Below are 23,514 nucleotides of genomic sequence, written 5' to 3' on the forward strand. Positions count from 1 at the left end.
GTATATTCCCCTCACCCTGACCCTCTCCCGGGGGGAGAGGGAAAAAACCGGTCGTAGCCCGGGTAAGCGCAGCGTACCCGGGACTCCCGGATGCGGCGCAATGCCTTATCCGGGGCTAGATGTTAGCCGCGAAAACTTACCTCTTCGCCTGCCTGTTGCGTCGCCGCCTGTTCCAGCAGATCCCAGAAGGTTTCGCCTGAACGGTCGCAAACCCACTCGTCACCTTTCAGATCGAAATGGTAACCGCCTTGTTTGGCCGCCAGCCACACCTGATGCAGGGGTTCCTGGCGGTTGATGATGATTTTGCTGCCGTTTTCAAAGGTGATGGTCAATATGCCGCCGTTAATTTCGCAGTCGATATCGCTGTCGCCGTCCCAGTCGTCCAGACGCTCTTCAATGGTCATCCACAGGGTGTCAGCAAGGCGATGAAATTCACTGTCGTTCATTGTCGTTTCCCGTTTTACGTGATGGCGGCAGTATAGCCGCAGGAGCGAATCGCATCAAAGCCGCGCCTGTGCTTTCATTTCTCGTCCTCTGTTCCGTTATGCGTCCACTTACTGACAAAGGGCGCGGATGAACTCACTTCAAATATTGCTAAGCTGTCCTCGCCTAAAGGGGATAACGTAGCGATATACACGCGGTTTTGATAATGCGCGATACGCCTGGTGATGAGGTGAAATTGCCGTGGATCGATACCTGGTAGTCTTTCCCATTTGCCCCAGTGCCCTTGAGAAGAGAGCACTTTGCGCCAGTGCACCCCGGTATCGTCTATTTTAAAAGAGGGGTCGTCACGCCAATCAGCAGACGCGCCTGCAGGCTGCGCGCTGGTGGAATATTTCACCCCCGTCGGAACAAACACACCGTCATCCATCAGCTTGCCATCCAGATATCCCGTGCGGTAGTGGACGTCATAGCCATAGCCGGAATGCTGCTCGAACCATGTCACCCGTACCGCTTGTCGGGTACCGCCAGAGTTGCGTGCCATCGAAAACATAAACGTAGCGGTCATCACGGGCGAACCAATTTCGGAGAGAGGGGTTATCGTTCAGGTGTGCTTCCTTTTCATCAGGAACGCGGTAATCCATCAGAATCAACGTTCCTGTTGATTCGAATACCTGCAATCCGCCTGGTTGATAGCCGTGTCGGGTAAGCAGATAGCCATGATTCCTTCCGGCGTTAAAACGTTTATCAATGGTCAGATTCGGGTTGTCGAGAGTGACGATTTCCAGCTTCTTTTCATCAGAGTCCGTTTTGGTAATGACATACAGTTTGTCCTGATACTGCGCTACGGCATCGCTGAGCGGATGGAACTGCTCCGGGTCAAGGCCTGGGATCTCGGCTTGCTGGCAATCGGGGCCTTTACGCCACAGGACGCGCTTTTCCAGGAGGTTGAAGGCATTACAATGTTTGTGCGTATCTTCGTCCCATTCCAGGTTGCCCTGGTTGAGGACGTAGCGATGCAGGCCGTTTTTATCGCGAAAGGTCAGCAGCGATCCTGGCATCCAGCGCACAATCGAAAAGGTATCGGGATCGGCTTTAAGCGGTTCGCCGTTAATGATAAGCCGCGTACGTGTTCGCGCCAGAGTATCCCAGGGACCGAAAGGCATCGCGACGCAGGGGTTAAATGCCGCAGAAAATTTGCCGCGCTGATCCCAGGATTTTTGCGCCAACACGGTAAAACTATCCGGCTCATCAAGGCGATGCCCATTGACGTAGAGATACCGATCGTCGCGCAAAATTAGCCCCAACCAGTCAGGACGCCATCTGCTGTCGAAGTCAATGTTGCGTAGGGTAGCCACATTCACTGGCCTTTCAGTGCTGTTATCGCCGGTACGTTTGCCTTCGTAATAAAGGCTGTTTTTATCAGCGGCAAAGCTGTCGAAGGCTTGAAAAGAGGGAATGTCCACAGGCGGCGTGCCGGGCGGGTTATACATGACTTTGCCCGCGTACACGATGTAGCGGCCATCACTGTGATACGCATACTGGGAATAAGTCGACTGCGCGCCTTGATAGACATAATCGGTAGTCAGATCCGTTAACGGTGGTTCTTCTTTCCACCCTTCAGGATGCGCATAATCAATCGCCAGGTTCGGCAGGCGACGCAGGCGTTTGAAGTTAATTTCTGGTAACGCAATGACATTTTCTTTGCCCGCTTGCATATAAACCGCGCCTTTGCCCCACGGCTGATAAGCATTATGCTCAGGCGGATCTAACCGGCATGCCTGGGCGGGCTGTAACAACAGTGAAAGTGAAAGAAGATAAAAGAGCTTGTTAATTTTCATCACGCCATCCTGGCCTTGAGAAGAGAAGGCTTAGCAAAGCATATTTGGCGTTGAGGATGTGTCGTGAACAGGTAAACGGGCGGCTTTTCCGATTTTATAAAGACGTGCTAAACGCTTGCTTTTGTGTCTTCTCCTGCGATGATAGAAAGCAGAAAGAATGAACCAACAGGCAACCTACAATGAAAGACGTGTGTCGAACCCTGGCTGTATTATTAACCTTATTTAGCCTGACGGGCTGTGGTCTGAAAGGGCCGCTCTATTTCCCGCCGGCTGACAAAAATGCGCCGCCGCCAACCAAAAAAACCGAAAGCGCCATTCAGACAACGACCCCGGATCGTAACGATCGTGGTGATAATGGTGGCCCAACGCAGGTGAATTACTAACGTTCCCGTGCTGTATCCGCGTATATGGAGTAGATGATGCAGTTCTCTAAAATGCATGGCCTTGGCAACGATTTTATGGTCGTCGACGCGGTAACGCAGAATGTCTTTTTTTCCCCTGATCTGATCCGTCGTATGGCTGACAGGCATCTCGGGGTGGGGTTCGATCAACTTCTGGTGGTCGAACCCCCCTACGATCCCGAACTCGATTTCCACTATCGCATCTTTAATGCTGACGGCAGCGAAGTCTCCCAGTGCGGAAACGGCGCACGTTGTTTTGCCCGTTTTGTGCGCTTAAAAGGGTTGACCAATAAACGTGACATTCGCGTCAGCACCGCGAACGGCCGCATGGTATTAACCGTAACGGATGACGAGCTGGTCCGCGTGAACATGGGCGAACCCAACTTCGAGCCATCGCAGGTTCCGTTCCGGGCGAACAAAGCGGAAAAGACCTATATTATGCGTGCGGCGGAACAAACAATATTGTGCGGCGTTGTCTCAATGGGCAATCCGCACTGTGTTATCCAGGTCGATGATGTCGATACCGCTCCGGTTGAAACGCTGGGGCCGGTAATGGAGAGCCACGAACGCTTTCCTGAGCGCGCCAACATTGGTTTCATGCAAGTGGTCAAACGCGATCACATCCGACTGCGCGTGTATGAACGCGGCGCGGGCGAAACGCAGGCCTGCGGAAGCGGCGCTTGCGCGGCAGTCGCGGTCGGCATCCAGCAAGGTTTGCTGGCAGAAGAAGTACGTGTGGAACTCCCAGGCGGTCGGCTGGATATCGCATGGAAAGGACCGGGCCAACCGTTGTTTATGACTGGCCCGGCGGCACATGTCTACGACGGATTTATTCATCTATGAAGCAACCAGGGGAAGAACTGCAGGAAACGTTTATGGAACTGGATGACCACGCTGTCGTCGATTATCTGTTGCGTAATCCTGAGTTTTTTATCCGTAATGCACACGCTGTTGAAGCTATTCGTGTTCCTCATCCCGTACGCGGTTCGATTTCGTTAGTCGAGTGGCACATGGTGCGGGCACGTAACCATATCAACGTGCTGGAAGAGAACATGACGTTGCTGATGGAGCAGGCCAGCGCCAATGAAGGTCTGTTCTACCGCCTGCTGCGTCTGCAGGGCAAACTGGCATCGGCCAAAAGCCTTGAGGAAATGTTGAATCGCTTCCAGCGGTGGGCCAGAGATTTGGGGCTGGCAGGCGCTACCGTCCGCCTGTTCCCGGATCGCTGGCGTCTTGGCGCGCCGTCCGGTTTTACCCACCTTGCGCTCTCTCGCCAGGCTTTTGAGCCACTGCGTATTCAGCGTCTGGGTCAACAGCAGCACTATCTCGGTTCATTGAACGGACCGGAGTTACTCTTACTTTTGCCGGAAGCGAAAGCGATCGGTTCTGTGGCGGTAACAATGATGGGGCCAGACGCCGATCTGGGCGTGGTGCTGTTCAGTAGTCGCGACCCGCATCACTATCAGCATGGCCAGGGCACGCAACTGCTGGAAGAGATCGCCATAATGTTACCGGACCTGCTGGAGCGCTGGATCGAGCGCGTATGACCGATTCACCTCTGCATCTGGCCGTCACGCGTTTTCTGCGCTATCTGGGCGTGGAGCGTCAGTTAAGCCCCATCACGCTTCTCAATTATCAACGTCAGCTTGATGCCATCATTGCGCTTGCCGGGGAAATCGGCCTGCAGCGCTGGCAACAATGTGACGCCGCCGCGGTACGGGCTTTTGCCGTACGCAGTCGCCGCAAAGGACTGGGAGCCGCAAGTCTGGCGCTACGCCTTTCGGCTTTACGCAGCTTCTTTGACTGGCTGGTGAGTCAGGGCGAGCTTCCGGCCAATCCCGCGAAGGGTGTTTCCGCTCCGAAAACGCCGCGTCACTTGCCAAAAAATATTGACGTGGACGACGTAAACCGTCTGCTGGATATCGATCTTAACGATCCACTGGCGGTACGCGACAGGGCGATGCTGGAGGTAATGTACGGTGCCGGGCTGCGTTTATCCGAACTGGTGGGGCTGGATATCAAACACCTTGATTTGGAAAGTGGTGAAGTCTGGGTGATGGGGAAAGGCAGCAAAGAGCGCCGTTTACCTGTCGGGCGGAACGCGGTCATCTGGATTGAACACTGGCTGGATTTACGCGGGTTATTTGGCAGCGAAGAAGAGGCGCTGTTTCTCTCGAAATTGGGGAAACGTATTTCCGCGCGCAATGTGCAAAAACGCTTTGCTGAGTGGGGAATCAAACAGGGGCTGAACAGTCACGTGCACCCGCATAAACTGCGTCACTCCTTTGCCACCCATATGCTGGAGTCCAGCGGCGATCTGCGCGGCGTGCAGGAACTGTTGGGGCATGCTAACCTTTCCACCACACAAATCTATACCCATCTTGATTTTCAACACCTTGCCTCGGTGTATGACGCAGCGCATCCACGCGCCAAACGGGGGAAATAATGCGATTTTACCGGCCTGTGGGCCTCATCTCGGCCATCACTTTTGATCTCGACGATACCCTTTACGATAACCGCCCGGTTATTCTGCGCACTGAACAGGAATCCCTGCTGTTTGTGCAACAATATCACCCCTCGCTGAATGCGCTGGAAAATACGGATTTGAAACGCATTCGCCAGTCGTTGTTGCTCGCGGAACCGGAGATCTACCACGATGTGACCGAATGGCGTCGTCGTGCGGTCGAACGCGCCATGCTGGATGCCGGGTTAACCGTTGATGAAGCGGCAGAAGGGGCGCAAGCGGCAATGCAGCATTTCGCGAAATGGCGCAGCCGTGTTGATGTGCCGCAAGAGACCCACGAAACCCTGGCAAAGCTCGCTGAAAAATGGCCGCTGGTGGCGATCACCAACGGCAATGCGCAGCCAGCGTTATTCGGCCTGGCCGATTACTTTGAATTTGTGCTGCGCGCTGGCCCTGACGGGCGTGCGAAGCCGTTTAATGATATGTACCACCTTGCGGCTGAACGCCTGAACATTCCGTTGGGTGAAATTCTGCACGTCGGCGATGACCTGACGACAGATGTCGCCGGTGCCATTCGCTGTGGTATGCAGGCCTGCTGGATCAAACCTGAAGGGGCAGACCTGCTGACGGCTTCTGATAGCCGATTGCTGCCACATCTGGAGATTTCGCGGTTGGCATCCCTCACCACGCTGATATAATCACCACAAGTTCTGTATAAATTCCCAGGGGTTGTTGCGCTTTATCCTTCGGTCTACAGGTGCCTTGGCGGCACTCACTCATCCCCAGTCACATAGTTAATCTATGCTCCTGGGGATTCATGAGCTTGTCGCCTTCCTGTAAACCAAATGATTTAGCGCAACGGCTTCATACTAACCCGGCGGTGCCAATGGACGTTTCTTACCTGCTCGACAGCCTTAATGACAAACAGCGTGATGCGGTCGCCGCGTCGCGTAGCAATATGCTGGTGCTGGCCGGGGCAGGCAGTGGCAAGACGCGCGTGCTGGTGCATCGCATCGCCTGGCTGATGACCGTGGAAAACTGCTCGCCGTACTCCATTATGGCGGTGACCTTTACCAACAAAGCGGCGGCGGAAATGCGCCACCGTATCGGCCAGCTTATGGGGACCAGCCAGGGCGGCATGTGGGTGGGTACTTTTCACGGACTGGCGCATCGCCTGCTGCGGGCGCACCATATGGACGCCAACCTGCCGCAGGATTTCCAGATCCTCGACAGCGAAGATCAGTTGCGTTTGCTTAAACGCCTGATCAAGGCGATGAACCTTGATGAGAAGCAGTGGCCGCCGCGCCAGGCCATGTGGTACATCAACGGCCAAAAAGATGAAGGCATTCGCCCGCACCATATTCAAAGCTACGGTAACCCGGTCGAGCAGACCTGGCAGAAGGTTTATCAGGCCTATCAGGAAGCCTGCGATCGCGCCGGGCTGGTGGATTTCGCCGAGCTGCTGCTGCGTGCCCATGAACTGTGGCTCAATAAGCCGCATATCCTGCAGCACTACCGCGAACGTTTTACCAATATCCTGGTGGATGAGTTCCAGGATACCAACAACATTCAGTATGCCTGGATCCGCCTGCTGGCAGGCGACACCGGCAAAGTCATGATTGTCGGCGACGATGATCAGTCGATTTACGGCTGGCGTGGGGCGCAGGTGGAAAACATCCAGCGCTTCCTCAATGACTTCCCCGGCGCGCAGACGATTCGCCTGGAGCAGAACTACCGCTCAACCAGCAATATTCTCAGCGCGGCGAACGCCCTTATCGAAAACAACAACGGGCGTCTGGGGAAAAACCTGTGGACCGACGGTGCCGATGGCGAGCCGATTTCACTCTATTGCGCTTTCAACGAGCTGGATGAGGCTCGTTTTGTTGTTAACCGTATTAAAACCTGGCAGGAGAGCGGCGGTGCGCTGGAGCATTGCGCCATTCTCTATCGCAGTAACGCCCAGTCCCGTGTGCTGGAAGAGGCGTTATTACAGGCAAGCATGCCGTATCGTATTTACGGTGGGATGCGCTTCTTTGAACGTCAGGAAATCAAAGACGCGCTCTCTTATTTGCGTCTGATTGCAAACCGAAATGACGATGCCGCCTTTGAACGTGTGGTGAATACGCCGACGCGTGGGATCGGTGACAGAACGCTGGACGTGGTCCGCCAGACTTCGCGCGATCGTCAACTGACGCTGTGGCAGGCGACACGCGAACTGTTGCAGGAAAAAGTGCTGGCCGGTCGCGCGGCAAGTGCATTACAGCGCTTTATGGAGCTGATTGATGCGCTGGCTCAGGAGACGGCTGACATGCCATTGCACGTACAAACGGACCGGGTGGTGAAAGATTCCGGCCTGTGGATGATGTACGAGCAGGAGAAAGGCGAGAAAGGCCAGACGCGTATCGAGAACTTAGAGGAACTGGTCACGGCAACGCGGCAGTTCAGCTACAACGAAGAAGACGAAGATCTGATGCCGTTACAGGCATTTCTCTCCCATGCCGCGCTGGAAGCGGGCGAAGGGCAGGCGGATACCTGGCAGGACGCAGTACAACTGATGACATTGCACTCCGCCAAGGGGCTTGAGTTCCCGCAGGTGTTTATTGTCGGGATGGAAGAGGGGATGTTCCCGAGCCAGATGTCGCTGGATGAAGGTGGCCGTCTGGAAGAGGAACGTCGTCTGGCCTATGTCGGCGTGACCCGTGCGATGCAGAAGCTGACGCTGACTTATGCCGAAACCCGCCGTCTGTATGGCAAAGAGGCCTATCACCGTCCGTCGCGCTTCATCGGCGAGCTGCCAGAAAACTGTGTCGAAGAGGTGCGCTTGCGCGCTACCGTCAGCCGTCCGGTCAGCCATCAACGCCTTGGCGCGCCGATTTCAGAGAACGACACGGGCTATAAACTGGGCCAGCGTGTGCGTCATCCGAAGTTCGGTGAAGGAACAATTGTGAATCTGGAAGGCAGCGGCGAGCACAGCCGTTTGCAGGTGGCATTCCAGGGGCAGGGCATTAAATGGCTGGTGGCTGCTTATGCACGTCTTGAAACAGTGTAACTTTCAGAAAAATATCATTATTTTGTAATATTCTGCTAGCCTTATACGCTAAGGGGGAAATATTACCCTTTAGCGTTTCGTTGCGTGTTGACGCCTCATTTTTGCTGGCGTAACATGCGCGCACGATCACGCTAAGAGGACATTCGCCTTGGACACACCCAGTAGATACTGGCTCAATTCCCTGTCATCCAGGAACAACTCCTAAGGCTATCTCCTTATGCTGATGGCCTTAGTGGTTGTCAGCGACCTGCTGTATTCCCGTCGCGCTGAGTCAGGCTGTTTAATGGTCTGAAACGCCAAATGTTTCTTGTGTGCCCAACCGAACTGTCCAGTCATTTTTGCATTGGGAGTCCCGGCTATGCTGAGCGCATTTCAACTGGAAAATAATCGTTTAACCCGTCTCGAAGCTGACGAAATAAAGCACCTCGCCAGTTCCGTCTGGGTTGACCTGGTCGAGCCGGACGATGACGAGCGAACCCGCGTGCAGTCTGAATTGGGTCAGAACCTGGCGACACGCCCGGAACTGGAAGACATCGAAGCATCTGCGCGTTTTTTTGAAGATGAAGACGGCTTGCACATCCACTCCTTCTTCTTCTTTGAAGATGCGGAAGACCATGCTGGCAACTCCACCGTGGCATTTACTATCCGCGAAGGCCGCCTCTTCACCCTGCGTGAGCGCGAATTACCCGCTTTTCGTCTCTACCGTATGCGCGCCCGTAGCCAGGCTATGGTCGATGGCAACGCCTATGAGTTACTGCTCGATCTCTTCGAGACCAAAATCGAACAGCTCGCAGACGAAATCGAAAACATCTATAGCGATCTGGAAAAACTCAGCCGTGTGATCATGGAAGGTCATCAGGGTGATGAATATGACGAAGCGCTCTCCACGCTGGCGGAACTGGAAGATATCGGCTGGAAGGTACGTCTGTGTCTGATGGATACCCAGCGCGCGCTGAACTTCCTGGTGCGTAAAGCGCGTTTGCCGGGCGGTCAGTTGGAGCAGGCCCGCGAAATCCTGCGAGATATCGAATCTCTGCTACCGCACAACGAATCCCTGTTCCAGAAAGTGAACTTCCTGATGCAGGCGGCAATGGGCTTTATCAATATTGAGCAGAACCGGATCATCAAGATCTTCTCGGTCGTTTCCGTTGTCTTCCTGCCGCCGACGCTGGTGGCATCCAGTTACGGGATGAACTTCGAGTTTATGCCTGAGCTGCACTGGAGCTTTGGCTACCCTGGCGCGATTGTCTTTATGATCCTCGCCGGGCTGGCGCCGTATCTCTACTTCAAACGTCGTAACTGGCTGTAAATCTAAAATAAAAGGTTCAGCAATTCTGCTGAACCTTCCTTTACGGATCTTATCGCGCGTGGCTTCCTTCACCTGCTCCGGCTGATTAAAGACGCGGCGATATCAGCGGTACGGAATCCTGACGCCGGCAATTACCGACCCCTGCGTTGTGTGTACAGCGCATCCATCACAAATATGGCGAGCGCTACCCAGATAAACCCGAAGGTCACCATTTTGTCCGCGCCCGGATGCTCGTCATAAAACGTCACCGCCAGCAGGAACATCAACGTTGGCCCAATATACTGGAAGAAACCCAGTGTCGACAGGCGCAGACGCGTCGCCGCGCCGGTAAAGCACAGCAGGGGAACGGTAGTGACCACTCCGGCGGCCATCAACAGCAGATTAAGCGACCAGCTATTCTGTGTCATATGGCTGGTCGCGCTATCGGCAATCCCAAACAGCCAGATAGCCGCCACGGGCAGCAGCCACAGTGTTTCCACCAGCATGCCGGTTTGCGCGTCGACGGCGATTTTTTTACGCAGCAGGCCGTAGAAGGCGAAACTAAAGGCCAGGCCCAGCGAGATAATCGGCAAGGAGCCGAAGGCCCACAACTGTACCAGTACGCCACTGGCGGCCAATATTACCGCCAGCCACTGCATGCGGCGGAAACGTTCACCAAGGAAAACCATCCCCAGCAGGATATTAACCAGTGGGTTAATAAAATACCCCAGGCTTGCTTCCAGCAGATGGTGGTTATTTACTGACCAGATAAAGAGCAGCCAGTTACCTCCAACGAGAACGGCAGATACCGCTAACAGCAAGATTTTCTTTGGCGTACGTAAAAGCTGTTTCACCTGCGACCACTGACGGCTGACGCTTATCAGGGCGATCATGAAGAAGAAGGACCAGATAATTCGGTGAGTCAGGATTTCATCGGCAGGAACGAACCAGATAACTTTGAAATAGGCCGGTGCGACGCCCCAAATAAAATAAGCGGCCAGAGCAAATATCACTCCCAACCGCGTCTGTTTTGCATCCATCAGGAAAACTCTTTGCTGAAAAGTAACGACATTTTACCCGATTTTCGCGGCTTAACCCACCATATAGGTTGCTGTGGCGCTGGCGATATAGAGCTGCTCTTCGTTATGTAACTCGACACGCGCGACCGCAACCTTGTTCCCGGCACGCAGTAGCGTACTGGTGGCGGTGAAGCGATTACCCCGGCCCGGACGTAAATAATCGACGCGCAAATCAATGGTGCCCATTCGCGACAGACGAGCACGTAATTCATCTTCGGTGAGGGTGTCATGGCGCGTCAGCGTGCTGCCAACGCATACCAGACCTGCGGCGACATCCAGCGCGGAGGCTATAACCCCGCCGTGTAAAATGCTCTGCGCCCAGTTTCCCACCATCATGGGCTGATTGTTGAAGCTGAGTTGGGCAAAATCCTTCTCGTAGCGAGTAAGCTCCAGACCCAGCGCACGATTGAAGGGCATGTGGTAGACGAAAATCTCACCCACGAGTTTTAATGCGGCTTCTGCTGTGAGGACGGCAGACATAGTGGCTCTTCCGTTAGGTTAATGAAATGTTGATTTTATGCCTCTAAATTGTTGAATTCCAGTTTAAGAAAGGATACCTGCGCAGCGTCTCAATAAATATGTAGAATAGATGTTGTAAAAATATTCAGTTCATCAACATTGTTCAGGGGAAGAAAACCGATGCGGACGTTTCTGGGTTGGTTTGTGGCATTGTGTGCGCTGCCTTTTGCGGCTTTTGCGCAGGAAGCGACAGTAAAAGAAGTTCATGATGCGCCTGCTGTGCGCGGTAGTATTATCGCGAATATGCTGCAGGAGCATGATAATCCGTTCACGCTCTATCCGTATGAGTCGAACTACCTGCTTTATACCTACACCAGCGACATGAACAAAGAAGCCATTCGTTCATATAGTTGGTCTGATGAAGCGCGTAAGGATGAAGTAAAATTCCAGCTCAGCCTGGCGTTCCCGCTGTGGCGCGGAATAGTCGGTCCGAATTCCGTGCTGGGCGCTTCCTATACGCAAAAATCGTGGTGGCAGCTTTCTAACACGAAGGAGCCTGCTTCTTCGCCGTTCCGTGAAACCAACTATGAACCGCAGTTGTTCCTCGGTTTCGCTACTGATTACAGCTTTGCAGGCTGGACGTTACGCGATATGGAGTTTGGCTTCAACCATGACTCCAATGGCCGTTCTGATCCCACATCGCGTAGCTGGAACCGCCTTTATACGCGCTTGATGGCGCAAAATGGCAACTGGCTGGTGGAAGTAAAACCCTGGTATGTGGTGGGCAACACCGACGATAACCCGGATATCACCAAATATCTTGGCCACTATCAACTGCGGGTCGGCTATCAATATGGCGAGGCCATTTTCAGCGTCAAAGGGCAGTACAACTGGAACACGGGCTACGGTGGCGCAGAAGTCGGCGTCAGCTATCCGATCACCAAACATGTCCGTTTCTACACCCAGGTGTACAGCGGTTATGGCGAGTCGTTAATTGACTACAATTTCAATCAGACGCGTGTTGGTGTCGGCGTAATGCTCAACGATCTGTTTTAAGCATTGCAGTTTCATGAGCAGGCGCTGAAAATAGCGCCTGTTTTCTTTTGTCGAGTGGAGTAAATGTGGCGCAGGCGGAAGTATTGAATCTGGAATCGACAGCCCTGGAAGTTTTACGGGAAACCTTCGGCTACCAGCAGTTCCGTCCGGGTCAGCAACATATCATCGATACCGTGCTCGGCGGCCGCGACTGTCTGGTTGTCATGCCGACCGGTGGCGGCAAATCTCTCTGTTATCAAATTCCGGCGCTGATTCTGCCTGGCCTGACGGTGGTGGTATCGCCGCTGATCTCTCTAATGAAAGATCAGGTTGATCAGTTACTGGCGAACGGCGTTGCTGCCGCCTGTCTGAACTCAACACAAAGTCGTGAACAACAGCTTGAGGTGATGGCTGGCTGCCGCACCGGACAAATCCGTCTGCTGTATATCGCTCCTGAGCGGCTGATGCTTGATAACTTTCTTGAGCAACTGACGCACTGGAACCCGGTACTTCTGGCGGTGGATGAAGCGCACTGTATCTCCCAGTGGGGTCATGATTTCCGCCCGGAATATGCCGCACTGGGCCAGCTTCGTCAGTATCTGCCGTCTGTGCCTTTTATGGCATTGACCGCCACGGCCGATGACACCACCCGTCGCGATATTGAACGTCTTCTGGGGCTGAACGACCCGCTGATTCAGATCAGTAGTTTTGACCGACCCAATATCCGCTACATGCTGATGGAGAAATTCAAACCGCTCGATCAGCTTTTACGCTATGTACACGACCAGCGCGGTAAGTCCGGAATTATTTACTGCAACAGCCGGGCGAAGGTGGAAGACACCGCCGCTCGCCTGCAAAGCCGGGGTTTTAGCGCCGCGGCGTATCATGCCGGGCTGGAAAACGCGGTGCGCGCCAGTGTGCAGGAGAAATTCCAGCGCGATGATCTGCAAATCGTGGTCGCGACTGTCGCATTCGGCATGGGGATTAACAAACCCAACGTGCGATTTGTGGTTCACTTCGACATTCCGCGTAATATCGAGTCTTACTATCAGGAAACCGGCCGTGCCGGGCGTGATGGCCTGCCCGCCGAGGCGATGCTGTTCTACGCGCCGGAAGACATGGCCTGGCTACGCCGTTGCCTTGAAGAAAAACCGGCCGGGCAATTGCAGGATATTGAACGTCATAAGCTCAATGCGATGGGGGCGTTTGCGGAAGCGCAAACCTGCCGCCGTCTGGTCTTGCTCAATTACTTTGGCGAAGGGCGTCAGGAAGCCTGCGGTAACTGCGATATCTGCCTTGATCCGCCGAAACAGTATGATGGCCTGAAGGATGCGCAAATTGCGCTCTCGACCATTGGTCGCGTCAATCAGCGTTTCGGGATGGGCTATGTGGTTGAGGTGATCCGTGGGGCGAATAACCAACGTATCCGTGAACTCGGCCACGATAAGCTTAAGGTCTACGGCATGGGCCGGGAAAAAAGCCATGAGCATTGGGTAAGCGTGATTCGCCAGCTTATTCATTTGGGGCTGGTCACGCAGAACATCGCCCAGCATTCATCGTTACAGATGACGGATGCTGCGCGTCCGGTGCTGCGTGGCGAGGTTCCGTTGCAACTCGCTGTGCCGCGTGTGGTCGCGCTGAAATCCCGGGTAATGCAGAAGGCGGCGGTCGGCAACTATGATCGCAAACTCTTCGCTAAGCTGCGCAAATTACGTAAAGCGATTGCCGATGAAAACAACGTGCCGCCGTATGTGGTCTTCAACGACGCAACGCTGATTGAAATGGCCGAACAGATGCCCATTACGCCAGGTGAAATGCTTGGAGTTAACGGCGTAGGCGTACGTAAACTTGAGCGCTTTGGTCAGGAGTTTATGGCGCTGATTCGTGCCCATGTGGATGGCGATGATGACGAGTAGCCAGCACAGAGAAAAAGTGTCAGGATAGTCATCCACTTTATTATTTTTCCGCGAGTTAACCATGTTAATGCTGTTTCTCACCGTTGCCCTTGTGCACATTGTGGCGTTAATGAGCCCCGGCCCGGACTTCTTCTTTGTGTCGCAAACCGCCGTCAGCCGCTCCCGCAAAGAGGCGATGATGGGGGTGCTCGGCATTACCACAGGCGTGATGGTGTGGGCAGGCGTTGCACTGCTCGGTCTTAACCTGATCCTTGAAAAAATGGCCTGGCTGCACAGTATCATTATGGTCGGCGGCGGCCTGTACCTGTGCTGGATGGGTTACCAGATGCTGCGTGGTGCGCTGAAAAAAGAAGAGAACAAAGCCGATGCGCCGCAGATCGAACTGGCCACCAGCAGCGGTCGAAGCTTTATGAAGGGGCTGTTGACGAACCTCGCCAATCCGAAAGCGATTATCTACTTCGGTTCGGTGTTCTCACTGTTTGTCGGCGACAGCGTGGGGGCAGGGGCGCGCTGGGGGATCTTTATGCTGATCACGCTGGAAACTTTCGCCTGGTTCACCGTTGTGGCAAGCCTGTTCGCCTTACCGGCGATGCGCCGTGGTTATCAGCGTCTGGCGAAGTGGATTGACGGTTTTGCCGGTGCGCTGTTCGCCGGTTTCGGTATCCATTTGATCATTTCGCGTTAATGTTTGTCCCGGAGGCGCTGCCGCTGTCCGGGCTACGTGTTAGCCCGGATAAGGCGTTCACGCCGCATCCGGGACGACACCGAACTCAGGCATGCCTTGCCGATGCCAGCAGCGCTCCCACCAACATAAACAACGAACCAAACACCCTGTTTAGCGCCTTCAACTGACGCGGGCCCTTAATCCAGGCGGCAATACGTTGCGCCAGCGTCGCATAGCCAATCATCACAATAATATCCACGACGATAGTGGTCACGCCGAGCACCACGTACTGCATCACCTGCGGCTCATTGGGCGCAATAAATTGCGGGAACAGCGCGGCGAGAAAGACGATGCTTTTGGGGTTCGTCAGGTTGACGAAAACCGCGCGTTTAAACAGCCGTGTACGCGATTGCGTATGCGCCAGAGTATTAAGGTCGATCGCGCCCGCGGCGCGCCACTGCTGAATACCAAGCCAAATCAGATAGGCGGCCCCGGCCCATTTCAGCACTTCAAACGCCAGTACCGAGCGCGAGAAAAGGGTGCCCAGACCCACGCCAACCAGCACAATATGAATGCCTAAGCCGGTTTGTAGCCCGGCAATGGACGCCGCAGCGCCGCGATAACCGTGGCTTATCGAGGTGGTCATGGTATTAATCGCGCCGGAGCCGGGCGACAGGCTGAGAATGATCGATGTCAGCAGATAAGCGAACCACCACTCGAAGGTCATGAGAAACTCCCTGATTGTCTGTTTTTATGCCACAATACGCTATTGTTAGCGGAATTAGCTACAGGTCACAAAAACGTTTTTGTCGCGCAAGTGAGGGCGTAGCCAATGTACCGGCAAAACAAGGAGTGGGAAACCAGAGAAAGCGCGTTTGCCGCCTTTGCCACAGGCCCGTTAACCGACTTCTGGCGTCAACGAGAAGAGGCGGAATTTACCGGTGTGGACAATGTCCCGGTGCGTTTTGTCCGTTTCCATGCCGCCAGGCATGACAGGGTTATCGTGGTTTGCCCTGGTCGAATCGAAAGCTATGTGAAGTATGCTGAACTGGCATATGACCTCTTCCATCTCGGCTTTGATGTGCTCATCATCGACCACCGCGGTCAGGGGCGTTCCGGTCGTTTGCTGGAAGATTCTCATCGCGGCCATGTGGTCAATTTCAGTGATTATGTCGATGATCTTACGGCGTTCTGGGAGCAAGAAGTCGCTCCAGGTCCGTGGCGCAGGCGTTATATTCTGGCGCATTCGATGGGGGGCGCGATTGCCACGCTCTTCGTGCAACGTTACCCACAAGCTAACTGTGACGCTATTGCGCTGTGCGCGCCGATGTTCGGCATTATTATCCACCTGCCGGACTGGATGGTGCGCCCGCTGCTGGACTGGGCGGAAGGCTACCCGCGTATTCGCGAGAATTACGCCATTGGCACCGGTCGCTGGCATGCGCTGCCCTTTGCCATTAACACGCTGACCCACAGCCGCGAACGTTACCGGCGCAATCTGCGTTTCTACGCCGACGATCCTGAACTGCGCGTGGGAGGCCCAACCTGGCACTGGGTGCGGGAAGGCATCCTGGCCGGTGAGCAGGTGCTGGCCGGGGCCGCATCAGACACATCGCCCATGTTAATTATTCAGGCAGAAGAAGAGCGTGTTGTAGATAACCGCATGCACGATCGCTTTTGTGAAATGCGCGCCGCGGCGGGCCACCCCTGTGAAGGGGGAAAGCCGCTTGTCATCAAGGGCGCGTACCATGAGATCCTCTTTGAAGAGGACGCTATGCGCTCAGTCGCGCTCAACGCCATCGTCGATTTTTTCGATCGGTATAACTAATGAATTATTGAGGTTAACGTTTCCTATGTATCAGGTTGTTGCGTCTGATTTAGACGGCACATTGCTCTCCCCCGACCATACACTCTCCCCTTACGCGAAAGAAACATTGAAGCTGCTCACCGAACGCGGAGTGAACTTCGTTTTTGCGACGGGCCGCCACCACGTGGATGTCGGGCAAATCCGCGATAACCTGGGGATCAAGGCGTATATGATCACCTCGAACGGTGCGCGGGTTCACGATACCGATGGCAATCTGGTGTTCACTCATAACCTGGATCGGGATATTGCCAGCGATCTGTTTGGCGTGGTGCATAACAACCCGGACATCATCACCAATGTGTATCGCGATGATGAATGGTTTATGAACCGCCACCGCCCGGATGAAATGCGTTTCTTCAAAGAGGCGATTTTCCAGTATTCCCTGTATGAGCCAGGCTTGCTGGAGCCTGAAGGCATCAGCAAAGTTTTCTTCACCTGCGAAAAGCATGAGCAGTTGCTGCCGCTTGAGCAGGCGATTAATGCCCGTTGGGGCGATCGCGTGAACGTCAGTTTCTCGACGCTGACCTGTCTGGAGGTCATGGCCGGCGGTGTGTCAAAGGGACACGCGCTGGAAGCCGTTTCGAAGGCGCTCGGATACAGTCTCAAAGAGTGCATCGCGTTTGGCGATGGCATGAACGATGCGGAAATGCTCTCCATGGCCGGTAAAGGGTGCATTATGGGCAACGCGCACCAGCGTCTGAAAGATTTGCATCCGGAGCTGGAAGTCATTGGCACTAACGCCGACAACGCCGTGCCGAATTACCTGCGTAAATTGTATCTGAGCTGACGTTATGGTTAATTATTGACCAGTTGTCAACCTGATACTCCGCTACAATGAGTGTTCCTTATTTTGAGAGACATTCATTGTGGCGTTACTCATCATCACCACGATCCTGTGGGCCTTTTCCTTTAGTCTGATTGGCGAGTACCTTGCCGGGCACGTCGACAGCTATTTTTCAGTGCTGATGCGCGTAGGGCTGGCGGCACTGGTCTTCTTACCGTTCCTGCGCACCCGTGGACAAACGCTTAAAACGATCCTGCTCTACATGCTGGTGGGTGCGATGCAGCTTGGTATCATGTATCTGTTCAGCTTCCGTGCGTATGTCTATTTGAGTGTATCGGAGTTCCTGTTATTCACTGTTTTGACGCCGCTTTACATCACGCTGATTTATGATCTTCTCAGCAAGCGTCGTTTACGGTGGGGCTACGCCCTGAGTGCGCTACTGGCGGTGGTTGGCGCAGCGATTATCCGTTACGACAAAGTCAGCGATCACTTCTGGACGGGCCTGATGTTTGTGCAACTCGCCAATATCAGTTTTGCGATTGGTATGGTGGGTTATAAACGCCTGATGGAAACGCGCCCGATGCCACAGCACAACGCGTTTGCCTGGTTCTACCTTGGCGCCGCTATCGTTGCTGTTATCGCCTGGTTCCTGTTGGGTAACCCGCAAAAACTGCCGACCACCAACCTGCAATGGGGCATCCTGGTATGGCTGGGCGTCGTGGCGTCCGGGCTGGGTTACTTTATGTGGAACTACGGGGCGACGCAGGTGGATGCCGGTACGCTTGGCATCATGAACAATGTGCATGTCCCGGCCGGGCTGCTGGTGAACCTTGCCATCTGGCAGGAGCAGCCGCACTGGCCGAGTTTTATCATTGGTGGGACGGTGATACTGGCCTCACTATGGGTGCATCGGCGCTGGGTCGCTCCGCGCTCCGCACAAACGGCAGATGGTCGCAGGCGTGGTTCCGCGCTGAGCGAATAAATGCCTCGGTGACCGGCTGGCGCTGCTCGCCATCGCGCACGGCAGCGTACAACCGGCTCCATAATCCCTCGCCCAGGGTTTTGGTCACCACCAGACCCTGGCGTTCAAAACTTTCCACCACCCAGTGCGGCAGGGCGGCAATGCCCATCCGCGCCGCGACCATCTGAATCAACAGCAACGTATTGTCCACGCTTTTAAGCTGCGGGCTGATGCCTGCCGGTTGCAGGAAATGGCGCCAGATATCCAGGCGGCTACGCTGCACAGGATAAATAAGCAGTGTCTCGGTGGCGATATCTTCCGGGGTGATCCGTGTGCGTGAGGCCAGCGGGCTCTCCGGTGAAAGCACCAGCCGTACTTCAAAATCAAACATCGGCGAATAGTGCAAGCCACTGCGCGGCAGAATGTCCGAGGTCATCACCAGATCCAGCTCGCCCTGCTGGAGTGCGGGCTGCGGGTCGAAGGTAACGCCTGATTTGAAATCCATCTCGACATGCGGCCATTGAGTGCGAAAACTTTCCAGCGCCGGCGTCAGCCACTGAATACAGCTATGGCATTCAATCGCGATACGCAGGTGGGTCTGCTGTGGTTCATTGCAGGCCTGCAGTGCGCTACTGATTTGCGGCAGCACCTGATTGGCCAGTTGCAGCAGGATTTCCCCCTGCGGCGTAAAGCGTAAAGGCTGGCTTTTGCGCACAAAGAGTCGAAAGCCAAGGCGCTGTTCCAGATCGCTGAACTGGTGGGAAAGTGCGGATTGCGTCTGATGCAATGCCGCCGCTGCCGCAGCCAGCGACCCGCAGTTCCGTAACGCTTGTAGCGTTTTCAGATGTTTAATTTCGATCATGAAAGTCCTTCACTTCGGCATGACAAATTTGCGCTTGAGGAATATACAGTAACCGCCAAATATGGATGTGTAAACATCTGGATGGCTAAATACTTTATCTTTCGAATTTATGGTGCGTTGGCCGCACTTCCTCACCCCAGTCACTTACCTCAGTAAGCTCCTGGGAATGAGCAAGCTTGCCGCCTTCCCGAAATCCGAAATCTTTCGGATTGAAATTATGAGGCTCAAAAAATGACAATTATTAACCACACCCTCGGTTTTCCACGCGTTGGCCTGCGTCGCGAGCTGAAAAAAGCGCAAGAAAGTTACTGGGCGGGTAACGCATCCCGTGACGCATTGCTGGCGACAGGGCGCGAGCTGCGTGCGCGTCACTGGGAGCAGCAAAAAGCGGCGGGCATCGACCTGCTGCCGGTGGGGGATTTCGCCTGGTACGACCATGTTCTGACCACCAGCCTGATGCTCGGCAACGTCCCGGCTCGTCATCAGAACAGCGACGGCTCCGTTGATATCGACACCCTGTTCCGTATTGGCCGTGGCCGCGCACCGACCGGCGAGCCCGCGGCAGCGGCAGAAATGACCAAATGGTTTAACACCAACTATCACTATATGGTGCCGGAGTTCACCAAAGGTCAGCCGTTCAAACTGACCTGGACGCAACTGCTGGATGAAGTGGACGAAGCACTGGCGCTGGGCCACAAGGCGAAACCTGTCCTGCTTGGGCCGGTGACGTACCTGTGGCTGGGAAAGGTGAAGGGCGAGCAGTTTGACCGCCTGAGCCTGCTTAATGACATTCTGCCGGTCTACAAACAGATACTGGCTGAACTGGCGAAACGCGGCATCGAGTGGGTGCAAATCGACGAACCTGCGCTGGTACTGGAGCTGCCCCAGGTTTGGCTGGATGCCTTCAAACCGGCTTACGACGCACTCGCAGGCCAGGTGAAACTGCTGCTGACCACCTATTTTGAGGGTGTGACACCGAACCTCGACACCATCACCGCGCTGCCGGTACAGGGGCTGCACGTTGACCTGGTCCACGGTAAAGATGACGTTGCCGAATTGCACAAGCGCCTGCCCGCTGGCTGGCTGCTCTCGGCAGGGCTGGTGAATGGCCGTAACGTCTGGCGTGCCGATCTGAGCGCAAAATATGCGCAGATTAAAGGGGTAGCAGGGAAGCGCCCGCTGTGGGTGGCCTCTTCGTGTTCCCTGCTGCACAGCCCGATCGATTTGAACGTGGAGACGCGTCTGGATGCGGAAGTGAAGAGCTGGTTTGCCTTCGCCCTGCAAAAATGTGAAGAACTGGCGCTGCTGCGCGATGCGCTGAACAGCGGTAATACCGCTGCAATTGAGGCCTGGAGCGCCCCGATTCAGGCGCGCCGCCACTCCACCCGTGTGCACAATACCGCCGTTTCGCAGCGTCTGGCGGCCATCACCGCAGAAGACAGCCAGCGCACCAGCACTTATGAAGTCCGTGCCAAAGCACAGCGCGCCCGTTTTAACCTGCCCGCATGGCCGACGACGACCATCGGTTCATTCCCGCAGACCACCGAGATCCGTGGTCTACGACTGGACTTCAAAAAGGGCAATCTGGACGCCAATAATTACCGCACCGGTATCGCCGAGCACATCAGACAGGCGATTGTGGAGCAGGAGCGTTTAGGGCTGGACGTGCTGGTACACGGTGAAGCCGAGCGTAATGACATGGTGGAATACTTTGGCGAGCATCTCGACGGCTTTGTCTTTACCCAGAACGGCTGGGTGCAGAGTTATGGCTCCCGCTGCGTGAAGCCGCCGGTGGTCATTGGCGATGTCAGCCGCCCGGAAGCGATTACCGTGGAGTGGGCGAAGTATGCCCAGTCCCTGACCAGTAAGCCGGTAAAAGGGATGCTGACGGGGCCGGTGACTATCCTGTGCTGGTCCTTCCCGCGTGAAGATGTGAGCCGTGAAACTATCGCCAAACAAATTGCGCTGGCGCTGCGTGACGAAGTCGCAGATCTGGAAGCCGCCGGTATCGGCATCATCCAGATTGACGAGCCGGCCCTGCGTGAAGGTCTGCCGCTGCGTCGCCGCGACTGGGATGCTTATCTGGAGTGGGGCGTGGAAGCTTTTCGCATCAGTGCGGCCGTGGCGAGGGATGAAACCCAGATTCACACCCACATGTGTTATTGCGAGTTTAACGACATCATGGACTCCATTGCTGCCCTGGACGCAGACGTGATCACCATTGAGACCTCGCGCTCGGATATGGAATTGCTGGAGTCGTTCGAAGAGTTTGAATACCCGAACGAAATCGGACCGGGCGTGTATGACATCCACTCGCCGAACGTACCGAGCGTGGAGTGGATTGAAGCGCTGCTGGCGAAAGCCGCCCGGCGTATCCCGGCAGAGCGTCTGTGGGTGAACCCGGACTGTGGCCTGAAAACCCGCGGCTGGCCGGAAACCCGAAGCGCCCTGGCAAATATGGTGAAAGCCGCGCAGAACTTGCGTCAGGCGTAATGATCAGCGCCCCGTCCGTTAGGGCGGTGCGCTATCCCTCTTCCCGACACAGCCACTGCGTGCGGCGCTGTGCCAGCAGGTCGCGCTGGGGGCCGGTGGGGGATCTGTCGCTCACCACATAGTCAAAATCGCCGATATCGCCATTGCGGCACATCGCCCGGCGGCCAAACTTGGTGCTGTCGACAACCAATACGTTTATCTCCGCACTGGTGACCAGCGCCTGGCGCGCCACCACTTCTTCGTCGTTGAAATCGTACAGTTCGCCCTCTTCGCCAATTCCGCCGACCGACACCACGCCGATATCCACCCGGTAGCGGCGAAAGAAGGTCAGGGCGTCGCTGCCAATCACATCCAGATCGCGCTTACGCACGCGACCACCCGCGACGGTCAGTTCACATCCCGGGAGCAGGCTGAGCGGCGTGGCGGCGTGCAGATTATTGGTACACACTGCCAGACGGATATCGTCCGGCAGGGCGCGCGCTACCATTTCCACCGTGGTGCCGGTGCCGAGAAAGCAGCTTTGCGCCTCGCTGAGCAACTGTGCGACCCGTTCGCCAATCCAGCGCTTACCGTTAACGTTGACGATCTCGCGCTGTTGATAACCAATATTTTCGCGCGCGAAAGGGGCGACCATGCCATGACGGCGCAATAACAGCCCTTGCGCGGTGAGTTCGCGCAAATCGCTGCGCACTGTTTGCAGCGAGACGCCGAAATAGTGCGCCAGTTGTTCAATGCTACTCTCACCGTGCTCTGTCACGATGGCGACAATCGCGCTGCGACGTGCTTCTGGAGTCATATTTGCGTCCGGCAGAGGGGATTTGCGCTCATGCTAGCCCGCGAATATGAAATTATTACTACGAAAAAAACGGGTCATATTTCTGTCAGATTCCCTTGTTTTAATCGTCACAACGAAAACCAGGGGGACGAAACCATGAGTAAGAAAATTGCGCTGGCAGCGGCATTGCTGGCTTTCATGAGTGGCACCGCTTTCGCGAAATCCACTCTGACGCTCTACACCAGCCAGCCAACCGAAGATGCGCAAATGACGGTGAGCGCGTTTGAGCAGGCGTACCCGGATGTCGAAGTAAAATGGATTCGCGATGGAACCGCAAAGCTGATTGCCCGCCTGCAGGCTGAAATTTCAGCCGGTGGCGCCAGCCCGGATGTCTTACTCATCGCCGACAGCGTGTCGATGGAGTCCCTGAAACAGCAAAATCTGCTGGCGGCCTACAAATCACCGCAGGCCAGCCGCTACGATGCCCAGCTCTATGATAAAGACGGCTACTACTACGGCACGAAACTTATCACTACCGGGATTGCGTATCACAGCAAAGCCCCGGTGAAGCCGGAGTCCTGGCAGGATCTGCTCAAGCCTGAACTGAAAAATATGACCACCTTGCCAAGCCCGCTCTATTCCGGCGCCGCGCAGATTCATATGGCGACGTTAATGAATGACCCGCAGCTCGGCTGGCAGTATTACGAGAAACTGAAAGAGAACGGCGCGATGCCGCAGAGTGGTAATGGCGGCGTGATGAGCGCCATCACCTCTGGCAGTAAAGCCTACGGCGTACTGGTGGATTACATGGCGATCCGTGAAAAAACCAAAGGCGCGCCGATTGAGTTCGTTTTCCCGAAAGAGGGCGTCAGCATCGTGACCGAACCGGTCGCCATGATGAAAGGGGCGAAAAAACCTGAGGACGCGAAAGCCTTCATCGATTTTGTCCTCTCCGCAGACGGGCAGAAGCTGGTTCTCAAACAGGGCTACCTGACGGCGGACGCCAGCTTACCAGTACCTCAGGGCTTCCCGGCGCGTGACACCATTAAACTGATGCCATACGACCCGGCAAAAGCGCTGGCTGATACCGAAGCAAACAAAAAGCGTTTTGCCGATCTGTTCGGAAACCGCTAAG

22 protein-coding genes and 1 pseudogene are annotated in these 23,514 nt (G+C 55.1%); 16 read left to right on the forward strand and 7 right to left on the reverse strand.

What is annotated here, in order from left to right; translation table 11 throughout:
- Positions 1 to 122 precede the first annotated feature (122 nt).
- Together cyaY and IP582_RS00960 are read right to left on the reverse strand one after the other, a co-directional pair.
- Positions 123 to 446, reverse strand: coding sequence for an iron donor protein CyaY (cyaY, locus tag IP582_RS00955; protein WP_039077029.1), 324 nt, complete (start codon positions 444 to 446; stop codon positions 123 to 125).
- 86 nt (positions 447 to 532) lie between these two features.
- Positions 533 to 2,282 (reverse strand): annotated as a pseudogene (locus IP582_RS00960) (hypothetical protein); the annotation flags it as partial.
- Positions 2,283 to 2,461: 179 nt separating this feature from the next.
- Between IP582_RS00960 and IP582_RS00965 the strand changes: the two are divergent.
- The 8 genes from IP582_RS00965 (at position 2,462) to corA (ending at position 9,505) form a co-directional block, all read left to right on the forward strand.
- A complete protein-coding gene (locus IP582_RS00965; protein WP_039077030.1) occupies positions 2,462 to 2,665 on the forward strand; it encodes a lipoprotein in 204 nt (67 codons plus the stop codon).
- A gap of 36 nt (positions 2,666 to 2,701) precedes the next feature.
- A complete protein-coding gene (dapF, locus tag IP582_RS00970; RefSeq protein ID WP_039077031.1) occupies positions 2,702 to 3,526 on the forward strand; it encodes a diaminopimelate epimerase in 825 nt (274 codons plus the stop codon).
- Positions 3,523 to 4,230 carry a DUF484 domain-containing protein gene (locus IP582_RS00975; protein ID WP_039077032.1) on the forward strand — a complete coding sequence of 236 codons (708 nt, stop codon included), beginning with the start codon at positions 3,523 to 3,525 and terminating at the stop codon, positions 4,228 to 4,230. Before dapF ends, IP582_RS00975 begins: the two co-directional genes overlap by 4 nt.
- The gene (gene xerC, locus IP582_RS00980) at positions 4,227 to 5,129 is read left to right on the forward strand and encodes a tyrosine recombinase XerC (protein WP_039077033.1); all 903 of its coding nucleotides are present in this window, start codon (positions 4,227 to 4,229) and stop codon (positions 5,127 to 5,129) included. Before IP582_RS00975 ends, xerC begins: the two co-directional genes overlap by 4 nt.
- The gene (yigB, locus tag IP582_RS00985) at positions 5,129 to 5,845 is read left to right on the forward strand and encodes a 5-amino-6-(5-phospho-D-ribitylamino)uracil phosphatase YigB (protein WP_039077034.1); all 717 of its coding nucleotides are present in this window, start codon (positions 5,129 to 5,131) and stop codon (positions 5,843 to 5,845) included. The genes xerC and yigB overlap by 1 nt, the downstream gene beginning before the upstream one ends.
- Positions 5,846 to 6,033: 188 nt before the next feature.
- Positions 6,034 to 8,196 (forward strand): DNA helicase II, encoded by a 2,163-nt coding sequence (gene uvrD, locus IP582_RS00990; RefSeq protein ID WP_039077035.1) that lies wholly within the window; start codon positions 6,034 to 6,036, stop codon positions 8,194 to 8,196.
- Between the two features lie 148 nt (positions 8,197 to 8,344).
- Positions 8,345 to 8,401 carry a YsgD/CorL family protein gene (gene ysgD, locus IP582_RS25230; RefSeq protein ID WP_212743980.1) on the forward strand — a complete coding sequence of 19 codons (57 nt, stop codon included), beginning with the start codon at positions 8,345 to 8,347 and terminating at the stop codon, positions 8,399 to 8,401.
- Between the two features lie 153 nt (positions 8,402 to 8,554).
- On the forward strand, positions 8,555 to 9,505 hold the full coding sequence (gene corA, locus IP582_RS00995) for a magnesium/cobalt transporter CorA (RefSeq protein ID WP_039077036.1): 951 nt from the start codon (positions 8,555 to 8,557) through the stop codon (positions 9,503 to 9,505).
- Between the two features lie 131 nt (positions 9,506 to 9,636).
- Here the strand turns inward: corA and rarD are convergent, their stop codons facing one another.
- Both rarD and yigI read right to left on the reverse strand, forming a co-directional pair.
- Entirely contained in the window at positions 9,637 to 10,524 is an 888-nt protein-coding gene (gene rarD, locus IP582_RS01000; protein WP_039077037.1) for an EamA family transporter RarD, read from the reverse strand.
- Between the two features lie 51 nt (positions 10,525 to 10,575).
- On the reverse strand, positions 10,576 to 11,043 hold the full coding sequence (gene yigI, locus IP582_RS01005; RefSeq protein ID WP_039077038.1) for an acyl-CoA thioesterase YigI: 468 nt from the start codon (positions 11,041 to 11,043) through the stop codon (positions 10,576 to 10,578).
- 159 nt (positions 11,044 to 11,202) lie between these two features.
- Here yigI and pldA point away from each other — a divergent pair, with 159 nt between their 5' ends.
- From pldA to rhtC, 3 genes are all read left to right on the forward strand, one after another.
- A complete protein-coding gene (pldA, locus tag IP582_RS01010; protein ID WP_039077039.1) occupies positions 11,203 to 12,078 on the forward strand; it encodes a phospholipase A in 876 nt (291 codons plus the stop codon).
- Between the two features lie 65 nt (positions 12,079 to 12,143).
- Positions 12,144 to 13,973: an ATP-dependent DNA helicase RecQ gene (gene recQ, locus IP582_RS01015; protein ID WP_039077040.1), complete on the forward strand. Its 1,830-nt coding sequence runs from the start codon at positions 12,144 to 12,146 to the stop codon at positions 13,971 to 13,973.
- Positions 13,974 to 14,034: 61 nt separating this feature from the next.
- Positions 14,035 to 14,658: a threonine export protein RhtC gene (rhtC, locus tag IP582_RS01020; RefSeq protein WP_071195559.1), complete on the forward strand. Its 624-nt coding sequence runs from the start codon at positions 14,035 to 14,037 to the stop codon at positions 14,656 to 14,658.
- A gap of 85 nt (positions 14,659 to 14,743) precedes the next feature.
- Here the strand turns inward: rhtC and rhtB are convergent, their stop codons facing one another.
- Positions 14,744 to 15,364, reverse strand: coding sequence for a homoserine/homoserine lactone efflux protein (gene rhtB / locus IP582_RS01025; protein ID WP_039077042.1), 621 nt, complete (start codon positions 15,362 to 15,364; stop codon positions 14,744 to 14,746).
- Positions 15,365 to 15,469: 105 nt separating this feature from the next.
- Here rhtB and pldB point away from each other — a divergent pair, with 105 nt between their 5' ends.
- From pldB to IP582_RS01040, 3 genes are all read left to right on the forward strand, one after another.
- A complete protein-coding gene (gene pldB / locus IP582_RS01030) occupies positions 15,470 to 16,465 on the forward strand; it encodes a lysophospholipase L2 (RefSeq protein WP_193794838.1) in 996 nt (331 codons plus the stop codon).
- A 25-nt stretch (positions 16,466 to 16,490) separates the two neighbouring features.
- Positions 16,491 to 17,291 (forward strand): sugar/pyridoxal phosphate phosphatase YigL, encoded by an 801-nt coding sequence (gene yigL / locus IP582_RS01035; RefSeq protein WP_193794839.1) that lies wholly within the window; start codon positions 16,491 to 16,493, stop codon positions 17,289 to 17,291.
- A gap of 79 nt (positions 17,292 to 17,370) precedes the next feature.
- On the forward strand, positions 17,371 to 18,270 hold the full coding sequence (locus tag IP582_RS01040) for a carboxylate/amino acid/amine transporter (protein ID WP_039077045.1): 900 nt from the start codon (positions 17,371 to 17,373) through the stop codon (positions 18,268 to 18,270).
- Here the strand turns inward: IP582_RS01040 and metR are convergent.
- A complete protein-coding gene (metR, locus tag IP582_RS01045) occupies positions 18,158 to 19,111 on the reverse strand; it encodes an HTH-type transcriptional regulator MetR (protein ID WP_039077046.1) in 954 nt (317 codons plus the stop codon). The genes IP582_RS01040 and metR overlap by 113 nt on opposite strands.
- 231 nt (positions 19,112 to 19,342) lie before the next feature.
- Here metR and metE point away from each other — a divergent pair, with 231 nt between their 5' ends.
- Entirely contained in the window at positions 19,343 to 21,604 is a 2,262-nt protein-coding gene (gene metE / locus IP582_RS01050) for a 5-methyltetrahydropteroyltriglutamate--homocysteine S-methyltransferase (RefSeq protein ID WP_193794840.1), read from the forward strand.
- Between the two features lie 31 nt (positions 21,605 to 21,635).
- On the opposite strand, the gene IP582_RS01055 is transcribed toward metE, so the two are convergent.
- Positions 21,636 to 22,400 (reverse strand): DeoR/GlpR family DNA-binding transcription regulator, encoded by a 765-nt coding sequence (locus tag IP582_RS01055; RefSeq protein WP_193794841.1) that lies wholly within the window; start codon positions 22,398 to 22,400, stop codon positions 21,636 to 21,638.
- Between the two features lie 135 nt (positions 22,401 to 22,535).
- Here IP582_RS01055 and IP582_RS01060 point away from each other — a divergent pair, with 135 nt between their 5' ends.
- Positions 22,536 to 23,513, forward strand: coding sequence for an ABC transporter substrate-binding protein (locus IP582_RS01060; RefSeq protein ID WP_193794842.1), 978 nt, complete (start codon positions 22,536 to 22,538; stop codon positions 23,511 to 23,513).
- The last annotated feature ends 1 nt before the right edge of the window (position 23,514 follow it).

Origin of the sequence: Citrobacter sp. BDA59-3 (genome assembly GCF_015167655.1) — a bacterium.
Classification (GTDB): Bacteria; Pseudomonadota; Gammaproteobacteria; order Enterobacterales; family Enterobacteriaceae; genus Phytobacter; species Phytobacter diazotrophicus.

Excerpts from the sequence above, each read along its gene's own strand:
- corA (WP_039077036.1), top strand. The coding sequence starts at position 8,555 with ATGCTGAGCGCATTTCAACTGGAAAATAATCGTTTAACCCGTCTCGAA.
- IP582_RS01060 (WP_193794842.1), top strand. The coding sequence starts at position 22,536 with ATGAGTAAGAAAATTGCGCTGGCAGCGGCATTGCTGGCTTTCATGAGT.
- yigB (WP_039077034.1), top strand. The coding sequence starts at position 5,129 with ATGCGATTTTACCGGCCTGTGGGCCTCATCTCGGCCATCACTTTTGAT.
- IP582_RS00975 (WP_039077032.1), top strand. The coding sequence starts at position 3,523 with ATGAAGCAACCAGGGGAAGAACTGCAGGAAACGTTTATGGAACTGGAT.
- metR (WP_039077046.1), bottom strand. The coding sequence starts at position 19,111 with ATGATCGAAATTAAACATCTGAAAACGCTACAAGCGTTACGGAACTGC.
- xerC (WP_039077033.1), top strand. The coding sequence starts at position 4,227 with ATGACCGATTCACCTCTGCATCTGGCCGTCACGCGTTTTCTGCGCTAT.
- cyaY (WP_039077029.1), bottom strand. The coding sequence starts at position 446 with ATGAACGACAGTGAATTTCATCGCCTTGCTGACACCCTGTGGATGACC.
- rhtC (WP_071195559.1), top strand. The coding sequence starts at position 14,035 with ATGTTAATGCTGTTTCTCACCGTTGCCCTTGTGCACATTGTGGCGTTA.
- uvrD (WP_039077035.1), top strand. The coding sequence starts at position 6,034 with ATGGACGTTTCTTACCTGCTCGACAGCCTTAATGACAAACAGCGTGAT.
- metE (WP_193794840.1), top strand. The coding sequence starts at position 19,343 with ATGACAATTATTAACCACACCCTCGGTTTTCCACGCGTTGGCCTGCGT.
- dapF (WP_039077031.1), top strand. The coding sequence starts at position 2,702 with ATGCAGTTCTCTAAAATGCATGGCCTTGGCAACGATTTTATGGTCGTC.
- yigL (WP_193794839.1), top strand. The coding sequence starts at position 16,491 with ATGTATCAGGTTGTTGCGTCTGATTTAGACGGCACATTGCTCTCCCCC.
- yigI (WP_039077038.1), bottom strand. The coding sequence starts at position 11,043 with ATGTCTGCCGTCCTCACAGCAGAAGCCGCATTAAAACTCGTGGGTGAG.
- IP582_RS01055 (WP_193794841.1), bottom strand. The coding sequence starts at position 22,400 with ATGACTCCAGAAGCACGTCGCAGCGCGATTGTCGCCATCGTGACAGAG.
- pldB (WP_193794838.1), top strand. The coding sequence starts at position 15,470 with ATGTACCGGCAAAACAAGGAGTGGGAAACCAGAGAAAGCGCGTTTGCC.
- IP582_RS00965 (WP_039077030.1), top strand. The coding sequence starts at position 2,462 with ATGAAAGACGTGTGTCGAACCCTGGCTGTATTATTAACCTTATTTAGC.
- pldA (WP_039077039.1), top strand. The coding sequence starts at position 11,203 with ATGCGGACGTTTCTGGGTTGGTTTGTGGCATTGTGTGCGCTGCCTTTT.
- rarD (WP_039077037.1), bottom strand. The coding sequence starts at position 10,524 with ATGGATGCAAAACAGACGCGGTTGGGAGTGATATTTGCTCTGGCCGCT.
- rhtB (WP_039077042.1), bottom strand. The coding sequence starts at position 15,364 with ATGACCTTCGAGTGGTGGTTCGCTTATCTGCTGACATCGATCATTCTC.